17 protein-coding genes are annotated in these 20,939 nt (G+C 63.3%); 7 read left to right on the forward strand and 10 right to left on the reverse strand.

Annotated elements, in window-relative coordinates:
- Positions 1–114 precede the first annotated feature (114 nt).
- The 7 genes from NUH88_RS19795 to NUH88_RS19825 all read right to left on the reverse strand — a co-directional run bounded on the left by NUH88_RS19795 (position 115) and on the right by NUH88_RS19825 (position 6,042).
- Positions 115–735: a glutathione S-transferase family protein gene (locus NUH88_RS19795; protein WP_257768400.1), complete on the reverse strand. Its 621-nt coding sequence runs from the start codon at positions 733–735 to the stop codon at positions 115–117.
- Between the two features lie 7 nt (positions 736–742).
- Entirely contained in the window at positions 743–1,378 is a 636-nt protein-coding gene (locus NUH88_RS19800) for a gamma carbonic anhydrase family protein (protein WP_257768401.1), read from the reverse strand.
- Entirely contained in the window at positions 1,375–1,899 is a 525-nt protein-coding gene (locus tag NUH88_RS19805; RefSeq protein WP_257768403.1) for a MarR family winged helix-turn-helix transcriptional regulator, read from the reverse strand. The genes NUH88_RS19800 and NUH88_RS19805 overlap by 4 nt, the downstream gene beginning before the upstream one ends.
- 105 nt (positions 1,900–2,004) lie before the next feature.
- On the reverse strand, positions 2,005–3,594 hold the full coding sequence (locus tag NUH88_RS19810) for an ABC transporter substrate-binding protein (protein WP_257768405.1): 1,590 nt from the start codon (positions 3,592–3,594) through the stop codon (positions 2,005–2,007).
- A 74-nt stretch (positions 3,595–3,668) separates the two neighbouring features.
- On the reverse strand, positions 3,669–4,577 hold the full coding sequence (locus tag NUH88_RS19815; RefSeq protein ID WP_257768407.1) for an ABC transporter permease: 909 nt from the start codon (positions 4,575–4,577) through the stop codon (positions 3,669–3,671).
- The gene (locus tag NUH88_RS19820) at positions 4,574–5,515 is read right to left on the reverse strand and encodes an ABC transporter permease (RefSeq protein WP_257768409.1); all 942 of its coding nucleotides are present in this window, start codon (positions 5,513–5,515) and stop codon (positions 4,574–4,576) included. The genes NUH88_RS19815 and NUH88_RS19820 overlap by 4 nt, the downstream gene beginning before the upstream one ends.
- Before the next feature lie 239 nt (positions 5,516–5,754).
- Complete coding sequence (locus NUH88_RS19825; protein WP_257768411.1) at positions 5,755–6,042, reverse strand: DUF1330 domain-containing protein; 288 nt, start codon at positions 6,040–6,042, stop codon at positions 5,755–5,757.
- A 125-nt stretch (positions 6,043–6,167) separates the two neighbouring features.
- Here NUH88_RS19825 and NUH88_RS19830 point away from each other — a divergent pair, with 125 nt between their 5' ends.
- The 4 genes from NUH88_RS19830 to cysS all read left to right on the forward strand — a co-directional run bounded on the left by NUH88_RS19830 (position 6,168) and on the right by cysS (position 11,170).
- Positions 6,168–6,491 (forward strand): hypothetical protein, encoded by a 324-nt coding sequence (locus NUH88_RS19830; protein WP_257768413.1) that lies wholly within the window; start codon positions 6,168–6,170, stop codon positions 6,489–6,491.
- 59 nt (positions 6,492–6,550) lie between these two features.
- Positions 6,551–8,245: an NAD+ synthase gene (locus NUH88_RS19835; RefSeq protein WP_257768415.1), complete on the forward strand. Its 1,695-nt coding sequence runs from the start codon at positions 6,551–6,553 to the stop codon at positions 8,243–8,245.
- Positions 8,242–9,591, forward strand: coding sequence for a glutamate--tRNA ligase (gene gltX / locus NUH88_RS19840; RefSeq protein WP_257768417.1), 1,350 nt, complete (start codon positions 8,242–8,244; stop codon positions 9,589–9,591). Before NUH88_RS19835 ends, gltX begins: the two co-directional genes overlap by 4 nt.
- 184 nt (positions 9,592–9,775) lie before the next feature.
- Entirely contained in the window at positions 9,776–11,170 is a 1,395-nt protein-coding gene (gene cysS, locus NUH88_RS19845; protein WP_257768419.1) for a cysteine--tRNA ligase, read from the forward strand.
- A gap of 6 nt (positions 11,171–11,176) precedes the next feature.
- On the opposite strand, the gene NUH88_RS19850 is transcribed toward cysS, so the two are convergent.
- Positions 11,177–11,788 carry a PAS domain-containing protein gene (locus NUH88_RS19850; RefSeq protein ID WP_257768421.1) on the reverse strand — a complete coding sequence of 204 codons (612 nt, stop codon included), beginning with the start codon at positions 11,786–11,788 and terminating at the stop codon, positions 11,177–11,179.
- Between the two features lie 230 nt (positions 11,789–12,018).
- Between NUH88_RS19850 and cimA the strand changes: the two genes are divergently transcribed.
- Positions 12,019–13,632, forward strand: coding sequence for a citramalate synthase (cimA, locus tag NUH88_RS19855; RefSeq protein ID WP_257768423.1), 1,614 nt, complete (start codon positions 12,019–12,021; stop codon positions 13,630–13,632).
- 3 nt (positions 13,633–13,635) lie between these two features.
- Positions 13,636–14,412 carry an RNA methyltransferase gene (locus NUH88_RS19860; RefSeq protein ID WP_257768425.1) on the forward strand — a complete coding sequence of 259 codons (777 nt, stop codon included), beginning with the start codon at positions 13,636–13,638 and terminating at the stop codon, positions 14,410–14,412.
- A gap of 4 nt (positions 14,413–14,416) precedes the next feature.
- Here the strand turns inward: NUH88_RS19860 and NUH88_RS19865 are convergent, their stop codons facing one another.
- Positions 14,417–15,133: a TerC family protein gene (locus NUH88_RS19865; protein WP_257768426.1), complete on the reverse strand. Its 717-nt coding sequence runs from the start codon at positions 15,131–15,133 to the stop codon at positions 14,417–14,419.
- Between the two features lie 268 nt (positions 15,134–15,401).
- Between NUH88_RS19865 and rpsD the strand changes: the two genes are divergently transcribed.
- The gene (rpsD, locus tag NUH88_RS19870) at positions 15,402–16,016 is read left to right on the forward strand and encodes a 30S ribosomal protein S4 (RefSeq protein ID WP_257768432.1); all 615 of its coding nucleotides are present in this window, start codon (positions 15,402–15,404) and stop codon (positions 16,014–16,016) included.
- Positions 16,017–16,107: 91 nt separating this feature from the next.
- Here the strand turns inward: rpsD and NUH88_RS19875 are convergent, their stop codons facing one another.
- Positions 16,108–20,664 carry a beta strand repeat-containing protein gene (locus tag NUH88_RS19875; RefSeq protein WP_257768433.1) on the reverse strand — a complete coding sequence of 1,519 codons (4,557 nt, stop codon included), beginning with the start codon at positions 20,662–20,664 and terminating at the stop codon, positions 16,108–16,110.
- Positions 20,665–20,939: the final 275 nt, after the last annotated feature.

Here is a 20,939-nt window from a genome sequence, read left to right on the forward strand (position 1 = left end):
ATGGAGGTCGAGGAGGAGAGACAGTTTCAGTTCAAGGATGAGTTCCGTCTAAAAATTGGTACCGTAGAAACCGTAAGTCTCGGAAGGCTTCCGGGCTCACGCACCGCGCTTTTCCTATGGTACCCCGTTTCGGCAATGCGCGCGAAACCCAGGCCGCTTCGACAGCCGCTCCATCCAGTTCGCTATGTTCGGAAGAATGGGTTTTTCCATGGGCGTCATTTCCCAGCGATTGGTCGAAAGGGCGAGGACGATATCGGCGAGTGTAAGGTTGGCGCCGCATATATATGGATCGTGGGAGGCGAGATGTTCTTCCAAAAGTGCCATCTGAGCGTTCCAGGTGCGGACGCTCGCCAGCTGTATTTCTGAGTCCGAGAAGTTCGGGTCCTTCCGTACTAAGCCCATGAAAGCGGCCTTCCAGGCGCCGTTCAGTTCAGCCGCCTGCCAGTCCATCCAGCTCTCGACCAGCGCCCGTTTCTCTGGATCGGCAGGAAGCAGGCCGGCGCGATTTTCCCGAGTTGCGAGATAGCGGCAGATCGTGTTCGACTCTGAAAGGGTCAGGTCGCCGTCGAGGAGCACGGGAACAAGTCCCTTGGGATTGATCGTGAGGAATTCCTGATCGTGCGTAGATCCTCGATCTCCGCCCCATGTCTCAATCTCGGGGGCAAGCCCAAGCTCAGCGCAGGTCCAGAGCACTTTGCGAACATTGATGGAGTTTGGTTGTCCCAGAAGTTTCATGGGGCAGTTATTCCTTTATAGGCCCGTTTCGCCGCTTTCCTTTCCCGGTATCCGCAGCGTGGCGCCTGCGCAGGCTGGCGGCATAGCGCGGCATCACCTCCGGCATGATCGACTGGCCGTTTTCCGGGCGCCCGACGCCGAACACGAAGCCAGGGAAATCGAGGTCCTTCTGCACGTCCCAGATCTCGTCATGCCGGTCCGGCGGCAGGATTTTTGCCGGGTCGCCCACGGCAACCCAGCCGATCGGGACGGTCGATCCGGCCGGAAGCCGCGTGCGAATATGGACCGTGCCGTTGATCCGTACCTCGCATCTTTTCGAGATCTCCGCGCCGTTGAAGACGCTTGCGCCGGTGGCTAGGAAAACCTCGGGGCCGATCCGGCAACCGCTCAAATAGGCCCGCGGTCCCACCAGGACGTTGTCCGCGATCGTCAGCGGGCTGCTCCGGACGCCGCGGAGCACGGTGTTCTCCATGATGACGGTGTTGCCGCCGATCTTGACGGGGCCGCTCTCGGCGACGATGACCGCGCCGAAGCCTACGGATACGCGCGGTCCGATCGTCACATCGCCGCTGACGACGGCGTTGGGGGCGATACGGGCGGTGGCATCGATTTTCGGTGAGAGTTCGCCGTTGTCGAGGATCATGGGGCTCCTGCCTCTCGTTCGGTGCCCGCAAGAGCTCGGGCCCGCGTTCCCACGGGGCAGGCCGGTCCGTCGCAGAGCCCATGGTCGCAGAAGCGGCAGAGGTGCCGGGCGGCGGCGGGGCTCTCGGTCAGACGAGCCAGCATGTTTATCAGGGCGGTTTCGAGGACCTCCTGCTCGTTGTCACTCAATGCACTGATCGCGTCGCTCAGAACATCGTAGCGCGCCTGTTCTTGTGCCGCGGCGATTTCCCGCCCGTGTGGCGTGAGGTTGACCGGGCGGGTCCGCCCGCTTGCCGGCCAGTCCACAAGACCCTCGGCGCGGAGCTTTTCCAGTGCGCGGGTCGCGGCAGGCTGCGACAGGCCGACGATCCGCGCGAGGTCCGTCGCCGATACCGGCTCCCAGTGCGCGAGCGTCGCGAGCAGGGCACGGGAACTCTCCGAGCCCGGAACCCGGGCGCTCACCCGGTCGCCGAGGGCTGTTGCAAGGGCTCCAAGATGGTTGGCAAGGAGTTTTGTATTCATGAATGCATTATGCATGAATAATTTCTTGGAACAATACCGGAGTTCCAAAAGCAAACGGAGCGGGCCGGGGCCCGCTCCGCTCGTAAAATGTTTCTGTGCCGGCGCTTACTTCAGCTCGAGGCTGAGCCCCTTGTAGAGACCGGCGCCATAGATGCCGTGGGCCTCGACCGGCTTCAGACGCGGGCCGGCTGCGACGAACATCGGCTCGTGCACGACCGGGATCCAGACCACGGCGTCATGGACCTTCTTCTGGATCTTGGCATAGGCGGCGGCCCGGTCCGCGTCGGTGAGCGCACCCCGGCCTTCAAGCAGCCACTGATCCGTTTCCTTGTCGTCCCAGTTCATCCGGTTCGGCGTCGGCATGTTGCCGGACGGGAAGTAGAGATTGAGCGCATCGCCGGCGGAAACGTAAGGATAGCTCATGGTGTAGAGATCGAAGTCCTGAGTCTTCAGCTTGCCCCAGATGACCGTCGCATCGAAGACCTCGACTTTCAGGTCGACACCGATTTTGCGGAAATCGCCCTGGATCGCCTCCATCACCTGGCGCCAGATATTGGCGAAGCTGTAGGCCACCAGTTCGAGCTTTTTGCCGTCCTTGTGGCGGAACCCGTCATCGCCCATCGCCCAGCCGGCTTGATCGAGGATCGCGCCCGCTTTCTCCGGGTCGAAACCGAACAGGCTCTCGTCGACCTGGTCGGCGGCGTAGTCGAGCGTGCCAGAATGGGTATAGGCGTAGGCCGCTTCGGCCTTGCCGAAGAACGGACCCTCGGCCAGCGCCTTCTGGTCGACCGCCAGGTTCAGCGCCTTGCGGACCGCGAGATCGTCCACGATGTCGCGGGTGATCTTGAAGCCGACATAGTAGGTCCAGAAATAGAACGGCGGCGAGGTGACCGAGATCTGCGGGTTGGCCTGCAGCTGATCGATCGACCAGTAGGGCAGATACTGAGTCACGTCGCCCTGGCCGGTCTGGATGCCGGCGACCCGGTTATTCTCTTCCGGAACGATCTTCCAGGTCACCGTGTCGATCTTGGCCGGACCCTGGTTCGCGTAGAAGTCCGGGCCCCAGTTGTAGCCCTCGTGCTTCTTCATCACCAGCTGGTTGCGCGGCTCCCAGCTGTCGAAGCAGTAGGGACCCGAGCCGTCGAAGCCCTTCACGCCAAAATCGTCGCCCAGTTTCTCTACGTCCTCGACATTGAGGATCGTGTGGAAGTGCTGCGTCATTTGGTAGAGCAGCTCGGAATAGGGCTGGCTCAGCTCGTATTCCACGGTGTAGTCGTCGACCGCGCGGACTTCCTTCACGTCGCCCATGCGGTTCTTCACGACACCTTTCGGGTGCGCAATCCACCGGTCGATCGTCGCTTTCACATCCTTTGCGGTGAGCTTCTTGCCGCTGCAGAAGGTGACGTCGTCGCGCAGCTTGAAGGTATAGAGCTTGCCGTCTTCGGACACGGTCCAGGATTTGGCGAGCAGAGGATGGATCGTCTTCATGTCCGGTCCGAGCGCCACCAGTGTATCGCCCATCATGAACATGACCTCGGCCGTCGCGCGCGAGGTCGAGGTGTGCGGGTCGTAGCGGTCGGTATCGATCGTGCGCAGCACGCCGATCGAGGTTTCCGCCTTGGCGGGCGCCGCCAGCGGAATCGCCGCGGTCAAGGCGATCGCCCCGGCCCGCAGCAGCAACTTGCTGAGTTCCATGTGTAAGCCTCCTGTTTTATTCCGGGGCGCCGGACGGTGCCCCTTTCCGGCCCAGGACGGACCCGGGCGCGCTCTTACTGGCGGAGCCGCGGGTCCAATACGTCCCGCAGGGCATCGCCCAAAACGTTGAAGCACAGCACGATGACGAAGATCGCGAGACTCGGGATCGTGGAGACATGCGGTGCGAAGAAGAGGAAGTTCCTCCCTTCCGACGCCATCGTGCCGAGTTCGGCGGTCGGCGGCTGGGCGCCGAGGCCGATGAAGCTGAGTGCGGCACCGAGCAGGATGGTCTGGCCAAGTTGGAGGGTCAGGTAAACGAAGATGGTCGAGGCGCTGTTCGGCAGAAGATGGAGCCAGATGATCCGCGCATCGCTCATGCCGACCGCGCGGCTGGCGGTGATGTATTCCATCTGCATCTGCACGACCGCGGCGCCGCGGGTGATGCGCGCGATCGTCGGCACGGCCGAGATTGTCAGCGCGACGGTGATGGAGAAGATCCCGGCGCCGAGCACGGCGGCGATGGCGAGGCCGAAAAGGATCGAGGGAAAGGAGAGCAGAATGTCGACGACCCGCATCACCGGGCCCTCCAGCCATTTGTAATAAGCTGCCATCAGTCCCATGAAGGAGCCGATCACGCCGCCCGCGATGACCGCGAGGATTCCCATCATCAGGGTGGTGCGCGTGCCGTAGAGCAGGCGGCTGACGATGTCTCGTCCGAGGCCGTCGGTGCCGAGCAGATGCTCCGACAGCGCCCCCGGCGCCCAGACCGGCGGCTTCAACATGTTGCGAAGATTGTTGTCGTAGGGGTCGTGCGGTGCGATGACCGGCGCCAGCAAGGCCGCCGTGATGATGATCGCGAGAATGACAAAGGAAACCACCGCGCCCTTGTCGCGCATCAGCTTTCGCAGGGCTGTCCGCCGCGCGCTGACCGCCGCTTCCGGCTCTTCGTCCACGGGATTCATCGAAACATAGACTTCGCTCATGACACCCTCAGGCGCGGGTCGAGCACCGCATAGAGTAGGTCGACGATGATGTTGACGGCGATAAAGGAGATGGCGAGCACGAGGATCGCGCCCTGGCTCAGTGCATAGTCGGCCGAGACGATGGCGCCGACGGCAAGCCGGCCGACGCCCGGCCACGCGAACATGGTCTCGGTCACGACCGCGCCGCCGAGCAGGAAGCCGATCTGCAGGCCGACGAGGGTCACGACGGGGATCAGCGAGTTCCGGAGCGCGTGCTTCAACACGATGACCCGCTCGGAAACGCCTTTGGCGCGGGCGGTGCGCACGAAATCGCTGCTCAACACCTCGAGCAGGGATGTCCGGGTCATGCGGGCGACGGGGCCGACGAAGACACCGCCGAGCGTGATCGCCGGTAGAATGATGTGGCGGATACCTTCGAGGGTCCAGAGTGGCCCGGCGCGGCCCTGGAAGGGCAGAAACTGCCATTTGAACCCGACATACTGGATCAGCATCAGGCCGAACCAGAAAATCGGCATGGAAACGCCAGCGACCGAGGCCGCCATGATGATGCGGTCGGAGATCTTGCCGCGGCGCACGGCGGCCAGCGTGCCGAACATGATACCGAGCGGAATGGCCCAGATCAGGCTGGCGCACATCAGTTCGATGGTCGGACCGATCGTATTTGCCAGTTCGTCGACCACCGAGCTGTTGGAAATCATGGAGCGGCCGAGATCGCCCTGCAGAACGCGGGAGAGATAGATACCGAATTGGACGATGACCGGCTCGTTGAGCCCCATCGACTCACGGATCGCCTCGATATCGGCCGCACTTGCAGTCGGCCCGGCGAGCACGGTCGCGGGATCGGTCGGCACCACCTGCATAAGCATGAAGCCGATGAAAAGAACCCCGAGCAATACAGGGATCGAAACGAAAAGCCGTTTGATAGCGTGTCTGAGCATGATGTCGCGATCGAAGGTCGCAGGAAGGAGGTGAACACAACGCAACTCACGTGCCAGCCCGGATGCGGAACAGTGCGAGCCGCAGAAGAGCAAGGTTTACCGGGGCGGGCGCGCAAGGTTGCGCCGGGAGGGATGGTCAGGCGGAGTTCCGGCGATGCCGAAAAAATAGGCGGGTTCTATTTTGCGGCGCACAAAAATGCGTCAGAACGCTTCCATGTGCACCGCGGAGTAGGTGTGGCTTAGACGCCTTCGACCAGCACGACATTGCCTTTGGAGGCAGCCTGCCGCATGGCCTTGGGCTTCTCGTAGTCGGACGAATGATACCATTCGTGCGCCTTTTCGAAACTGTCGAAACGGAGCACGACGGTACGGGGATTGCTGTTGCCCTCGAGCTGCTCCTGCTTGCCGCCGCGCACGAGATATTCGCCCCCGAAAGCGGTGATCGTCGCGGGAACGAGCTTGCGGTATTCCTCGAAAGCGTCGGCGTCGGAAACGTCGATCTGAGCGATGAGATAGCCTGCCGGCACGTCATCCTCCCCTGTCATTGGTCTTGTTGGCGACACTCTAGCCGTATCTGCGCTCCTGTTGCCAATCGAGGAAGCGAATGCTTCAGTTCCGCATCCGCATCAGTCATTGGGCGAGGGAGGCCAAGATGAACGCTGGAGAAGGCGAAATCCTGCTGACGGTGTTCCTGAAACACCAGAAGGACAAGAACCTCGAGGAAATCAACGCGAAGCTGGAAAAGACAGAGTTCTGGAAGATGTTCCCGCCGGAAGGCATCGAGGTGGTGAACTGGTTCGTGATGATGGGGATCGGGCAGGTCGCGATCCTGAAAGTTCCTGGTCATCGCCTGCGCGAGGTCAACCTCGCGATCGAGAAAAGCGCCTGGGGTGCGTTCGACACAGAATTCTACCCGACCTACGATTTCATGCCGGTGCTGAAGAACATCAAGGCGCAGCACGGTATCGAGATGTGATGCCGGCGGGCGCCGTTTTCGCTTTGTGAGCCTGCCCGCAGCGCGCTAAGAGAGGCGCCATGACCGACAAACTTACGATCGCGTTGGCCCAACTGAACCCGACCGTCGGGGACTTCCAGGGCAATCTGGACCGGCTTCGCGAGGCTCGGAAAGCGGCTGCGGAAGCGGGCGCAGACCTGATGCTGACGAGCGAGCTATATGTCTGCGGCTATCCGCCGGAAGACCTGGTGCTGAAGCCGATGTTCATCGACAGCGTGCGCGCTGCGGTGACCGTTTTCGCCCGGGAGACTGCCGATGGCGGGCCGGCGGTTCTGCTGGGAGCGCCGTGGCGCGGCGATGACGGGCGCGTCTATAACGCGATGCTGCTGATCGAGGACGGGGCGATCGCCGCCGAGCGTTACAAGGTCGATCTGCCGAATTACGGCGTGTTCGACGAGAAGCGCGTCTTTGCGGCGGGCGAGATGCCGGGTCCGGTCGCCTTCAAGGGGGTGCGCATCGGAATTCCGGTCTGCGAAGACATCTGGACGCCGGACGTCGTCGAATGCATCGCCGAGACCGGCGGCGAGATCCTGCTTGTGCCGAACGGGTCGCCTTTCGAACTCGGCAAGACTGACCAGCGCCAGCAGCTGGGCGTCGCCCGGGTGGTCGAGAGCGGTTTGCCGCTGGTTTATCTAAACCAGCTCGGCGGACAGGATGAACTGGTCTTTGACGGCGCGTCCTTCGTGCTGAATGCGGACCGCACGCTGGCTTGGCAAATGCCGGCGTGGCGGGAAAAGGTCGCGATCACGCACTGGTCCAAGAAGGATGGCGCTTGGGTCTGCGCTCCGGGCGAAACGGTGGCGGTCGAGACCGGCGACGCCTCGCTTTATCAGGCTCTGATCTGCGGCGTACGCGACTACGTGAACAAGAACGGCTTCAAGGGCGTCCTGATCGGTATGTCCGGCGGCATCGATTCCGCGCTCAGCGCCGCGGTCGCAGTCGATGCGCTCGGTCCGGACCGGGTGCATTGCGTCATGATGCCGTCTCCTTATACCAGCCGGGAGAGCCTGGAAGACGCTGCGGAGGCCTCGCGCCTGTTGGGCGTGAAGCTCGACGAGATCAATATCGGTCCGGCCATGGGCGCGTTCTCCGAGATGCTCGCGCCGTTCTTCGAAGGCACAAACAGCGACATCACGGAAGAGAACATCCAGTCGCGTTCGCGCGGCATGACCCTGATGGCGCTCTCCAACAAGTTCGGGTACATGGTGCTTTCGACCGGAAACAAATCCGAGATGTCGGTCGGCTATGCCACGCTCTATGGCGACATGTGCGGCGGCTACAACGTGTTGAAGGATGTCTACAAGATGTCCGTCTTCGCGCTCTGCCGCTGGCGCAACGAGCGCAGGCCTTCGGGCGCGCTCGGACCCGAAGGGGCGGTGATGCCGGAGCGGATCATCACCAAGCCGCCCTCGGCGGAACTCCGGCCCGACCAGAAGGACGAGGACTCGCTGCCGCCCTATCCGGTGCTGGACGCGATCCTCGAAGACCTGATCGAGAACGTCACCCCGATCGCGGATATCGTGGCCAAGGGGTATGACCCGGAGACCGTGCTGAAGGTTTGGCGTTTGCTCGACCGGGCGGAGTACAAGCGCCGGCAGGCGCCGCCGGGCGTGAAGGTCACGCTGAAAGCTTTCGGGCGCGACCGGCGTTACCCGCTCACCAACGCATTTCACGGCGCCTATATGGCGTCCCCAGTTTCCAAGGCCGCGGAATGACCTCTGAGAACAATGTGACCGTCCGGTTCGCTCCGAGCCCGACGGGCCGCCTCCATGTCGGCAATACCCGGACCGCTCTGGTCAATTGGCTTTATGCCCGAAAGGCCGGCGGCACCTTCCTCCTGCGCATGGACGACACCGATGACGAGCGTTCGACGGAGGAATATGCCACGGGGATCGAGGAGGATCTGACCTGGCTCGGTCTGACATGGGACCGGTTCGCCCGCCAGTCCGACCGCCTGGAGCGATACGACGCCGCGGTGGAAAAGCTGAAGGCCTCCGGCCGGCTTTATCCCTGCTACGAGACCCAGGATGAACTCGGCCTGAAGCGGAAGGCGCAACTCTCCGCCGGAGGGCCGCCGGTCTATGACCGCGCCGCGTTGAAGCTGTCGGACGCGGAGAAGGCAGAGAAGGAAGCCTCCGGCATCCAGCCGCACTGGCGTTTCCTGCTGCTGCATGAGGAGGAGCGCTGGACCGATCTGGTGCGCGGCGAGAGCCACTATCACATGACGAGTCTCAGCGACCCGGTGCTGCTGCGTGCCGACGGCCGGCCGATCTACACGCTGGCCTCGGTAGTCGACGATATCGAACTCGGCGTCACCCACATCCTCCGCGGGGAGGATCACCTGACGAACTCGGCGGCGCAGATGCAGCTCTTCAAGGCACTTGGCGCCGAACCGCCGGTGATGGGACATCTCTCGCTGCTGACCGACGTCGAGGGGCAGGGGCTGTCCAAGCGGCTCGGCTCGCTCAGCCTGGAGCAGCTCCGCGCCGACGGGCTCGAGGCGATGGCGGTCAATACGCTGTTGGCGAAGATCGGAACCTCCGATCCGGTCGAACCGCGCCAGCGGATCGAGCAGCTGGTCGAGGATTTCGACATTTCCAAGTTCTCCCGCGCCACGCCGGGCTTCGATCCGGCGGAACTTGAGGCGCTGAATGCGAAAATCCTGCACGAGACGGATTTCGCTCTGGTCTCGGAGCGGCTTGCAGGTCTTGGGATCGGCGGCGGCGAGGCGTTCTGGCTGGCAGTGCGGGGCAATCTGGAGAAGCTCGCGGACGCGGCGCTCTGGTGGCAGGTCTGCGAAGGAGAAGTCGATCCGCTGATAGAGGATGCCGACTACGCCGCCGCTGCCGCGCAGCATCTTCCCGCGGAACCCTGGGATACCGACACCTGGAGAAGCTGGGCCGACACAGTAAAGGCCGAGACCGGGCGCAAGGGCAAACAGCTGTTCATGCCGCTCCGCGAGGCAGTCACCGGGCAAAGCCGTGGACCGGACATGGCCGACCTGCTACCTTTGATCCCGCGCGGGAAAGTGCTCGCGCGCCTTCAGGGCCAGCGGGCCTGAAAGGCCATCGCGCTCCCATCGCGCCCTAGGGAAAAGACACAAGATGTTTTCGCGCAAGCTGCAGGATGTGATCTCTATTCCGGCATTCATCGCCGGCGATCTCTGTCGCGCCTGAACATCCCGGGCCGCGCCCGCGGCCCCGTCGAACGTCTCTCTTTATTTACGCAAAGCGAAAGTCTGCGCGATGTCCGCCACGACCTTGAAATTCCATAATACCCTGACGCGAGAGAAGGAAACCTTCTCGCCGATCGACCCGTCCAACGTCCGCGTCTATGCCTGCGGCCCGACCGTCTATGACTACGCCCATATCGGCAATGCCCGTCCGGTCGTTGCCTTCGACATTCTCTTCCGCCTGCTGCGTCTGGTCTACGGCGCGGAGCATGTGACCTATGTCCGCAACATCACGGACATCGACGACAAGATAAACGCGCGGGCGAAAGAAAGCGGGATTACGATCCGCGAGCTGACCGACGGCACGGCGGAGATCTATCGCGCCGACATGGCCGCGCTTGAGGCGCTGCCGCCGACCGAGGAGCCGCGCGCGACCGAGCATGTCGACGGCATGATCGCGATGATCGAGGCGCTGATCGAGAAGGGGCACGCCTACGAAGCCGAGGGGCATGTGCTTTTCAGCGTGCCGTCGATGCCGAACTATGGCGGCCTCTCGCGCCGGAACCGGGACGAACTGGTCGCCGGCGCCCGCATCGAAGTCGCGCCCTACAAGCGCGATCCCGCCGATTTCGTGCTCTGGAAGCCGTCCGACGCGGAAACGCCGGGCTGGGAGAGCCCCTGGGGCTTCGGCCGGCCGGGCTGGCATATCGAGTGCTCGGCGATGAGTGCCCGCTATCTCGGTGCCGAGTTCGATATTCATGCCGGCGGGCTCGATCTGATCTTTCCCCACCACGAGAACGAGATCGCCCAGAGCTGCTGTGCCCACGGGACCGAGAAGATGGCGCGGACCTGGCTGCATAACGGCTTCGTCACGGTCGAGGGCGAGAAGATGTCGAAATCCCTCGGCAACTTCTACACCGTCCACGATCTGCTGGAGGACTGGCAGGGCGAGGTCATCCGCTTCCATTTGCTCTCGACCCACTATCGGGCACCGCTCGATTTCTCGAAGGAAGGGCTGAAGGAGGCGAAGGCCGCGCTGGACCGCTTTTATCTTGTGCTGCGCGATACGGATGCGCATCTGCCTGAGACGGAGCCGGATGCCGAACTGGTCGCGGCGCTGGCGGACGATCTCAATACGCCGCTCGCGATTGCCCGGCTGCACGCGATCGCAACCGACGCGAATAAGGCGGCGAACCCGGCGAAGAAAGCGGAGCTGCAGGCTCTCCTGAAGGCGTCGGGTGCGTTGATCGGGCTTTTCGGCAGCGATCCGGAGGCCTGGTTCAAATGGTCTCCGGCCGGATCTGCAGGTGGTCTTTCGGACTCCGAGATCGACGATATGGTCTCGGCACGCGTGGCGGCCCGGCAGAACAAGGACTTTGCAGAAGCGGACCGAATCCGGGACGCGCTGACGGAGGCGGGGATCGTGCTGGAAGATGGGGTCGGCGGGACCGCCTGGCGGCGTTCCTGATCGCCTCTAGACGCTGTTGAAGGGGACCTCGGTCGGCACCATGCAGACTAGGACCCGTCTCACGACCTTCTCCTCGTCGACCAGCGGCAGGATCAGCCGGGACCAGCGATCCCAGCGTTCGATCACGTCCGGCTCGCGGACGCGCTGCTTGTCGTGCTCGGTATAGATCGTGAAATTGTTGCGCGCGACGGTCTGATATTGCGGGCGGACATTGCGCGTCGCCTCGGTGTTCAGCTGTCCGCTTGTGCGGCCCGTCAGGTCGAGACCGTAAGTGTCGACCACCTGTGAGCCGTAAAGGCGGTAGCGGTAGCCGTCGATGTTCTCCGTCGGCTCCAGAACGACGATGGAGCCGAGCGCCGGTTTGACATCGAGCGGATCGAACTCCCTGAAGTGAACGCCATCCAGCTTCTTCTGGTATTTCTTTGCGAACCAGTCGGTCAGGCAGCGGTGCTGGGGGTGAATGAAGCGGTCGCTGTCGAGCTCTTCGTTGCGGAAGCCGAAGATCGCATAGTTCCGCAGGCTGTACTGCTTGGGGTCCGGCAGCAGCTTCTGCACGGCCGGGTCGCCTTCCGGCACCGACGCGTAAATGAACCGGCTCTGTTCCGAGGGTAAGTTCATTGGCCCTGAAAAAATTAAGTGAATTTCAGACTAAATTTTCGATACTCACCTACACCAGAATCAATCCCGCTTGCATCTGCGTAATTGCAGGTCTGCATCCCGAATTCTCTGTCGCAGGCGCCTGCGCACAGCATGTGGTGCGCGGGCGCGTTCTGGACTGCGGCCTATTGCCTTTGTCTCCGGCGGTTGAGCGGTGCTAAAACACCGCCTCGCAGTCAAGGAACAGGCAAATGACGGACAACCGCGTCTATCTCTTCGATACCACGCTCCGCGATGGGCAGCAGACCCGGGGCGTCGATTTCACGCCGGCGGACAAGATCGCGATTGCGCGCGCGCTCGACGAGATTGGTATCGATTACGTGGAAGGCGGCTGGCCCGGCGCCAACCCTACCGACGACCGGTTCTTCTCGGAGCCGCCGGCGCTGAAGCGCGCCAAGCTCGTCGCCTTCGGCATGACGAGACGCCCCGGGCGCAGCGCGGAGAACGATCCGGGTCTCGCGGGCGTCCTGGGATCGAAAGCCGGCGCGGCCTGTCTTGTCGGCAAGACCTGGGACTTTCATGTCGATGTCGCGCTTGAGATCGATCGCGACGAGAACGTCCAGATGATCCGCGACAGCATGAAGCTCGCGGCCAAGCGTGGCTTCGAGCCGATGTTCGACTGCGAGCATTTCTTCGACGGCTACAAGGCCAATCCCGACTACGCGCTGTCCTGCGTCAAGGCGGCCTACGAGTCCGGCGCGCGCTGGGTCGTGCTCTGCGATACCAATGGCGGAGCGTTGCCGCACGAGGTCTCCGAGATCGTCGCCGAGGTGGTGAAGGTGGTGCCGGGCGATCATGTCGGCATTCATACCCACAATGACACGGAAAACGCGGTCGCCAACACGCTGGCGGCGGTGCGGGCCGGCGCCCGGCAGGTGCAGGGCACGATCAACGGGCTGGGCGAACGCTGCGGCAACGCGAACATCGTCACCCTGACGGCGATCCTCGGGCTCAAGATGGGCTATGAGACCGGCGTGGGCGACAAAGGCATGAAGCAGCTGAAGAAGCTTTCGCGCATGCTCGACGACCGCCTCAACCGTGCGCCGAACCCGCATGCGGCCTTTGTGGGTGACGCCGCCTTTGCTCACAAAGGTGGTTTGCATGTCTCGGCCGTGCAGAAGGACCCGAAGACCTACGAACATATCGACCCGGAACTGGTCGGCAATCAGCGCTACATCCTGGTCTCCGACCAGGCGGGACGCTCCAATATCCTTGCCCGATTCACGGAGATCGGCGTCGAGATCGATCCGAAACATCCGAAGATTCAGCGCCTGGTCGAGGATGTGAAGGAGAAGGAGTTCCTCGGCTATTCCTACGATACCGCCGAAGCCAGTTTCGAGCTGCTGGCGCGGCGCACGGTCGAGAATGTGCCGGATTATTTCTCCATTGAACGCTTCCGGGTGATGGATGAGCGCCGCTTCAATGCGCGCGGCCAGATGGTGATTGAGTCGGAGGCGACGGCGACGGTGGAAGTCGCAGGCCAGCGCCTGCACGAGGTCGCGGTCGGTAACGGCCCGGTCAACGCGCTCGATCTCGCGATCCGCAAGGCGCTCAGCACCGCCTATCCGAGCATCGATGGCGTCAAGCTGATGGATTACAAGGTGCGCATTCTGCCGCCGCCGCCGAACAGCGACGGTACCGACGCGGTGACCCGCGTGATGATCGAGAGCGCGGGGCCGGACGGCACCATGTGGCGCACGGTCGGGGTCTCGGCGAACATCATCGACGCTTCGATCATGGCGCTTTCCGACAGCCTGACCTATTGCCTGCTGAAGTCGGGTACGGAAGCGAAGGTCGACGCCTGAGCCATGGCTGGAACCGATCAGAGCAAGGCCGCCGCGCAGCCCGACGCGGCGGCGCCCGTCGTCATCCTCGTGCGTCCGCAGATGGGCGAGAATATCGGCGCCGCGGCCCGCGCCATGCTGAATTGCGGGCTTGGCGAGATGCGTCTTGTTGCACCGCGCGACGGCTGGCCCAACCCGGCGGCGGAGGCCATGGCCTCGGGCGCGGTCGCCGTGCTGGCCGGGGCGAAGGTCTACGAGACCACCGCCGAAGCGGTGGCCGATCTCAATCTCGTGCTGGCGACCACCGCGCGCAGCCGGGACCAGGTGAAAGACGCCTATGTGCCGCGCGAGGCGGCCTCGGTCATGAAGGCGCATATCGCGGGCGGACATCGCGGCGGAATCCTGTTCGGTCCGGAGCGGGCCGGGCTGGAGAATGACGAAGTCGCGCTCGCGGACGCCATCGTCCATGTCCCGCTGAACCCGGCCTTCTCCTCGCTCAATCTCGCGCAGGCGGTGCTGCTGCTCGGCTACGAATGGTACCAGGCGGGCGATGCGACGCCGGACCAGTCCATGAGCGGCCACGGCGAGCCGGCCAGTGTCGAGGACAGGGAATACTTCCTGACCCGGCTGGAGAAGGAGCTTTACGACGGTGGGTTCCTCTTCCCGGAGACGCTCGCGCCGACGATCCGGCGCAATCTGCGCAATCTCTTCAACCGGGCCCGCCTGACGGATCAGGACGTCCGCACGCTGCATGGCGTTGTGAGCACGCTTCTGAAGAAGGAGGGGCGAAGCGACGTCTGAGCGCTCAGCCCGCCGCCGCCCGCTTCCGCTTCGCCAAAAGGTTCAGCACCTCGACGGAGGCGGAGAAGAATACCGCGAAATAGATATAGCCGCGCGGGATGTGGAAATGCATTCCGTCCGCGATCAGGGCGACGCCGACCAGCATCAGGAAGCTGAGGGCGAGCATCTTGGTGGTCGGGTGCTTCTCGATGAAGCCCGCGATCGGACCCGCGGCCGCGATCATCACCGCCATCGCGATGACCACGGCGGCGATCATCACACCCAGATCCTGGACCATGCCGACGGCGGTGATCACGCTGTCGATGGAGAAGACGAGGTCGAGCACGATGATCTGCCCGATTACCGCGGCGAAGGTGGCGCCCACCTTCGCCCTGGTTCCCCCGTGGTCGCCCTCGACCGAATTGTGGATCTCGTGCGTGCCCTTGTAGAGCAGGAAGAGGCCGCCGATGAGCAGGATCAGGTCGCGCCAGGAGAGGGTATAGCCCCAGATCTCGGTGATCGGCGCGGTGAGGCCGACGATCCAGGCCAGCGCCGAGAGCATGATCAGGCGCAAGATCAATGCCAGCCCGAGACCGACCCGGCGGGCCAACGGGCGTCTCTCCTCGGGCAGGCTTTCCGCCACGATCGAAACGAAAATGATGTTGTCGATGCCGAGGATGATCTCGAGCGCGGTCAGGGTGGCGAGGCTCGCCCAGAGTGTCGGGTCCAGGATCCAGTCCATGCGCGTGCTCCTCGATCGTCGCTGCTGGTGTTAGCTGCTGGTGTTACATGAGCATATAACGGACGGATATGTTTCCGGTTCCGATGGCGTGCGTAGCGGCCTGTTGCAGTGCGGCCGTACGGCTTGACTTCAGGACTTCGATCCGTATAGTGCGCGCCTCACTTCCCGAGAAAGCGGGGCGGGCGGATCAGCCGTCAGTCCCCGGCCAGCGTCTCACAAGGACGACGGCACTATCGGGACAAAGGTAAGAAAATGAAGGAGATGGGTTATGGGCAAGCGCCTTAACTCGAAGCACAAGATTGACCGGCGCCTTGGCGTCAATCTCTGGGGCCGCGCGAAGTCCCCGTTCAACGATCGTGAATATGGCCCGGGCCAGCACGGTCAGCGCCGCCGCAAGCCGTCCGACTACGGCATTCAGCTCATGGCGAAGCAGAAGCTGAAGGGCTATTACGGCAATATCGGCGAGAAGCAGTTCCGCAAATATTATCAGGAAGCGGTCCGGCGCCGCGGCGACACCGGCGAGAACCTCGTCGGTATTCTTGAGTGCCGCCTGGACGCCGTCGTCTACCGCATGAAGTTCGTCCCGACCGTCTTCGCCGCGCGCCAGGTTGTCAGCCACAACCACGTCCGCGTGAACGGCAAGCGCGTCAACGTCCCGTCCTACATGGTCAAGGAAGGCGACGTGATCGAGCTGAAGGAAAAGTCCCGCGAGCTTCCGATGGTGCTCGAGGCCGCCGCCTCCAACGAGCGCGACATTCCGGACTACATGGATGTCGATCTCGACAAGAAGCGCGGCACCTTCACCCGCACGCCGAAGCTGGAAGACGTCCCGTACCCGGTCCAGATGGAACCGAACCTCGTGGTCGAATTCTACTCCCGCTAATCCGGGGGCACACAGTTACGGAAAAGGCCGCTCTTTGGAGCGGCCTTTTTTGTTGGGATTTCCGGAGGAGGAGGGCGTCTCCCTCCTGCCGTCAGGTGATGAAGTCGCTGAGCTCGATGCCGGTTACGCCGGTCAGTGTGACGGTGCCACTTCCGATCGTGAGCACCAGATCGCCCGAGCCGTCCAGGCTTGCGACCCCGTCCGCGTCGGTCACGAAACCGTCCCCGGAGCTGTCCAGGGCGCCCGGCGTCAGGCCGAGGTTGGACAGGTCGATCTGGTCGTTCGCGCCGTCGAAATCGAAGATTACGTCATCACCGAAGGTCGCGTTAAAGAAGGCGAAGATATCCGCGCCGTCGCCGCCGGAGAGCATATCGTTCCCATCAAAGCCCGTGAGGACGTCGTCGCCGGTGCCTCCGACGAGGGTATCGTCGCCGATGCTGCCCTGCAGCGTGTCGTTTCCGGCTCCACCGTCGAGACTGTCGGTACCGAACTGACCGATGAAGACCGGGCCGGCAAAGAGGTTGTCGTCGCCGTCGCCACCTTCAAGCGTGTCGTTGCCGAACCCTCCCTGGAGATCGTCGTTCCCGGCACCGCCGACCAGACTGCTGCCGTCTCCTCCGGCAGCGAACAAGGTATCCGCTCCGTCGCCGCCGGAAAGCGTATCGCTGCCGTTTCCGCCAACGAGCCGGTCGTCCCCGCCACCGCCCCGAAGCAGATCGTCGCCGTCGAGACCGGAAAGCGTGTCATTGCCGTCTTCGCCGTCGATCGAGTCGTTCCCTGCGTTGCCGAAGAGGACGTCATTTCCGGAACCGCCGTTCAGAGAATCATCCAGAGCACCGCCTGACAGCGTGTCGTTGCCCGCGTCGCCGAACATGACGTCTCCGCTGGAGCCGAGACCGGCTTCGCCGGCGACAAGCAGGTCGTCTCCATTGCCGCCAAAGGCAATATCCGCCCCTTCGCCGCCATAAAGCGTGTCATTGCCGTCATTGCCGAAGAGCTGATCGTTTCCGCTGCCGCCGAACAAGGTGTCATCCCCGACTCCTCCCGACAGCGTGTCGTTTCCGTCTTCGCCATAGAGCTGATTTCCGGCCGACCCAACGAACACGTCCCCGGAAGTAAGGGAGTCGTGGCCGTTACCGCCATAGAGGGTGTCAGTCCCAATGGCACCGAAAAGCGTATCGTTCCCGTTGCCGCCGAACACGAGGTGTCCGCCTTCGATGTAGTCGTTGCCCGCTTCACCATACAGGACATTCGAGGCCGAACTGCCGGGCGCGACATTCGCGAAAATCGAGTCGTTTCCGTCCCCGCCGTAGATCAAGTTTGGACTTCCGGTGCCACCAATTATGGTGTCGTTACCGGCCTCTCCATATAGCGTGTTGCTTCCAGAGCCATAGGAGGGGATGTCCGCCGCGACCAGCGAGTCGTTGCCGGCGCCGCCGTATATCAGGTCGTCGCCGCCTAGGCCCGAAACGAAGTCATTCCCGTCGAGTGCGAAGATTACGTCGCTAGCGCTGCTGCCGATGATCGTGTCGTCGCCGTTGGTACCGGTAATGCTGTTCGCGCCCGAGCCCCCATCGGCTGAAAACGATATTTCGGTCTGCCCACCGGAGGAATTCGTTGTGGCAACCGTAAATTCCCCTTCGAGCGTGAATGCGGTGTTGGCGTTGCCGTTCCCGGTCGTGTCGATCTCGACGAGGGTTTGACCGCTTCCGATCGTCAAGGTGACCGCATCGTCGCTGAAGCTCGTGTTCACGATGACCAGATCGTTCTCCGAGCTGTCGAAGTCGGCGATGAAATCGCCATTCAACTCGTTGACATTGCCGAAAAAGCTATCCGCTCCGCCGCCGCCGGTGAGGGTGTCGCTTCCCGAGCCGCCGTAGAGCGCGTCGCTTCCGGTCCCGCCGATCAGAGTGTCGCTTCCGCCGCCACCGGAGAGCGTATCGTCACCGCCGCCGCCGTCCAGGCTGTCCGCGCCGGTCCCGCCGTCAAGCAGATCGCCGGTGGAGCCGCCGGACAGCGTGTCATTCCCGGCCTCGCCGAATAAGGCCGCGCCCAAGGTGCCGGCGAAACTGTCGCCGGCGACAAGCGCGTCGTTGCCGGTCCCGCCAAAGAGCGTGTCGGCGCCGTCGCCGCCGGAAAGGGTGTCGTTGCCGCTGTTGCCGGAGATCAGGTCGTTTCCTGTGCCACCGATCAACAGATCGCTTCCGCCGCCGCCATGGACCGTGTCGTTGCCGCCTTCGGCATGGATCGTGTCGGCCCCGGTGCCGCCATCGAGCAGGTCGCCGCCGCTTCCTCCTTCGATCTGGTCGTTGCCCGCTTCGCCAAAGATGCTCTGCGCTGTGTTGCCGGGATAGACGAATGCGCCTTCATCGGCGACCAGGGTATCGTTTCCGGCCCCGCCATAGAGCGTGTCGGCGCCGCCGCCGCCATACACGACGTCATTGCCCGCATCGCCGTAGAGCAGGTCGCTCCCGGTGCCACCGAGGAGCGTGTCGCTGCCGCCGCCGCCGTAGAGTGTGTCGTCGCCGCCACGGGCGTCGATGCTGTCGGCACCGGTTCCCCCGTCCAGGATGTCCGAACGGAAGCTGCCGGAAAGAGTGTCGTTGCCGGCCTCGCCGTAGAGTTCGGTCGGGGTGGTGGCGAAGAGATTGTCGCCGGCGATGAGGCTGTCATTTCCAGTTCCGCCAAAAAGCAGGTCGACGCCGCCGCCGCCGGAAAGCGTATCATTGCCGCTGTCACCGTAAAGCATGTCGCTGCCGGTGCCGCCGATCAGAAGGTCGCTGCCGCCGCCGCCGGACAGGGTGTCGTTGCTGCCGCCGCCGCCGACGAGGATATCGGCGCCGGTTCCGCCGTCGAGGAAGTCGGTGTTGGTGCTGCCCGAGAGGGTGTCGTTGCCGGCCTCGCCATAAAGCTCGATCCTCGCCGTGCCGAACAGGAAGTTGAATCCGCCATCGAGCAGGTCATTGCCAGTCCCGCCATAGAGCGTGTCGAGACCGAGTCCCCCGGACAGGGTATCGTCGCCGGCGCCGCCGGATAGCAGGTCGTTGCCGAAGCCGCCGATGAGCAGGTCGCTGCCGCCGCCACCGGAGACGGTGTCGTCGCCGCCTTCGGCATGAATGGTGTCGGCGCCGGTGCCGCCGTCGAGCAGATCCCCGCCACTGCCGCCTTCAAGCTGGTCGTTGCCGGCCTCGCCGTAGACCACCTGTATGGCTGAGCCGAGATGCACGAAGGCAGGATCGTCAGCGACCACGGTATCGTTCCCGCTGCCGCCATAGAGTGTGTCACCGCCGCCGCCGCCATACATGACGTCATTGCCCGCATCGCCGTAGAGCACATCGCTTCCGGTGCCGCCGACCAGCGTGTCGCTGCCGCCGCCGCCATAGAGCGTATCGTCGCCACCTCCGGCGTCTATGCTGTCGGCGCCGGTTCCGCCGTCCAGGAGGTCGGAACCGAAGCCGCCGGAAAGAGTGTCGTTGCCGGCCTCGCCAAACAGGTTTTGTGTCTGGGTCGCGAAGATGCCGCCACCGCCGCCGGCGTCGAGCAGATCGTTGCCAGTCCCGCCATAGAGCGTGTCGAAGCCGCCGCCGCCCGAAAGCAAGTCGTTCCCGGAGTCGCCGTAGAGCACGTCGCCCCCGGTGGCTCCGACAAGTGTGTCGCTGCCGCCGCCGCCATAGAGCGTGTCGTCTTCGCTGCCGCCGTCAAGGCTGTCCGCCCCGGTGCCGCCATCGAGCAGGTCCGCACCGCTCAGGCCCGAGATCGTGTCGTTGCCGGCCAGCCCGAAGATCGTGTCGCTTGCCGTGCTGCCGACGATCAGGTCGTCACCGCTCGTTCCCGAGGTTCCCGGCGCGGCGGCAGTGAAGGTAAGTGTGGTGGAGCTGCCGCTGAGGATCGCATTGATCGTCAGTGGCTCGGACGTCCCCGCGATATTGAGTGTGCCGGTTCCCAGATCGATGCTGCTTCCGAGGGCCGTGCCGTCGAGGCTCGTCAGATCGGTGCTGGTGATGACAATGGAATCGCCGGCTTCGAGGTCGCTGATCGTGTCGCCGTCATGGTTCGAAACGGTGCCGGTGAAAGTATCGTTCCCGGCCCCGCCGAACAGAGTGTCAGCCTGACCGCCGCCGCGCAGCACGTCATTGCCGTCCTGGCCATGGAGAACGTCGCTCTCACTTCGGCCCGAAAGCGTGTCGTCACCCTCTCCGCCATAGAGCGTGTCGTTGTTGGCACCGCCGGTGATCGTGTCGTTCCCGGCCCCGCCATAGAGCGCATCGTTCCCCTTGCCGCCCCAGATCCAGTCATTGCCATCCTCGCCGAAGACCAGATCGTTTCCGGAAGAGCCGATGGATGTGTCGTTGCCCACGCCGCTATAGAGCGTGTCGTCGCCGTCGCCGCCCGACGCCGCGTCGTTTCCGTCCTCGCCGAAGATGAGATCGTTGCCGGTCTGGCCATAGTTGAAATCGTTTCCGATGCCGCCGTAGAGCGTGTCGTCTCCGCCTCCGGCATAGAGAGTATCGTTGCCGGAGTCGCCGTGAAGCTCGTCGTTACCGTCGAGCGCACTGATCGTATCGTTGCCGTCGAGCCCGGCGATGAAGTCGTTGGTTGTCGATCCGATCAGGAGGTCGGCGGTTGCGGTGCCGGTAATATCGCTCATGTGAAATCTCCGTGCTCAAGAACATCCAAACCAAGTCTGCGTTCAGCCGGGCGCGCCGGAAAATCGCTATATTTCAATGCCCTGAAGGAGGCGTGAGAAGCGATAGGTGTTGCCGGTCACGATGCTGTACTGCCAAATTCAGTGCGTGATACCGTATTCATTGGCGACGCAAAGCGGCAATTAATAATTTATGAAATAGAGAAAATGTTAGGCAGTGGTTGAGTTCCTGCGCGGTCTGATTGACCGTTTATGAGCACCGAAAACGAACGCGGGTG

It is taken from the genome of Nisaea acidiphila, assembly GCF_024662015.1.
GTDB classification, from domain to species: Bacteria; Pseudomonadota; Alphaproteobacteria; order Thalassobaculales; family Thalassobaculaceae; genus Nisaea; species Nisaea acidiphila.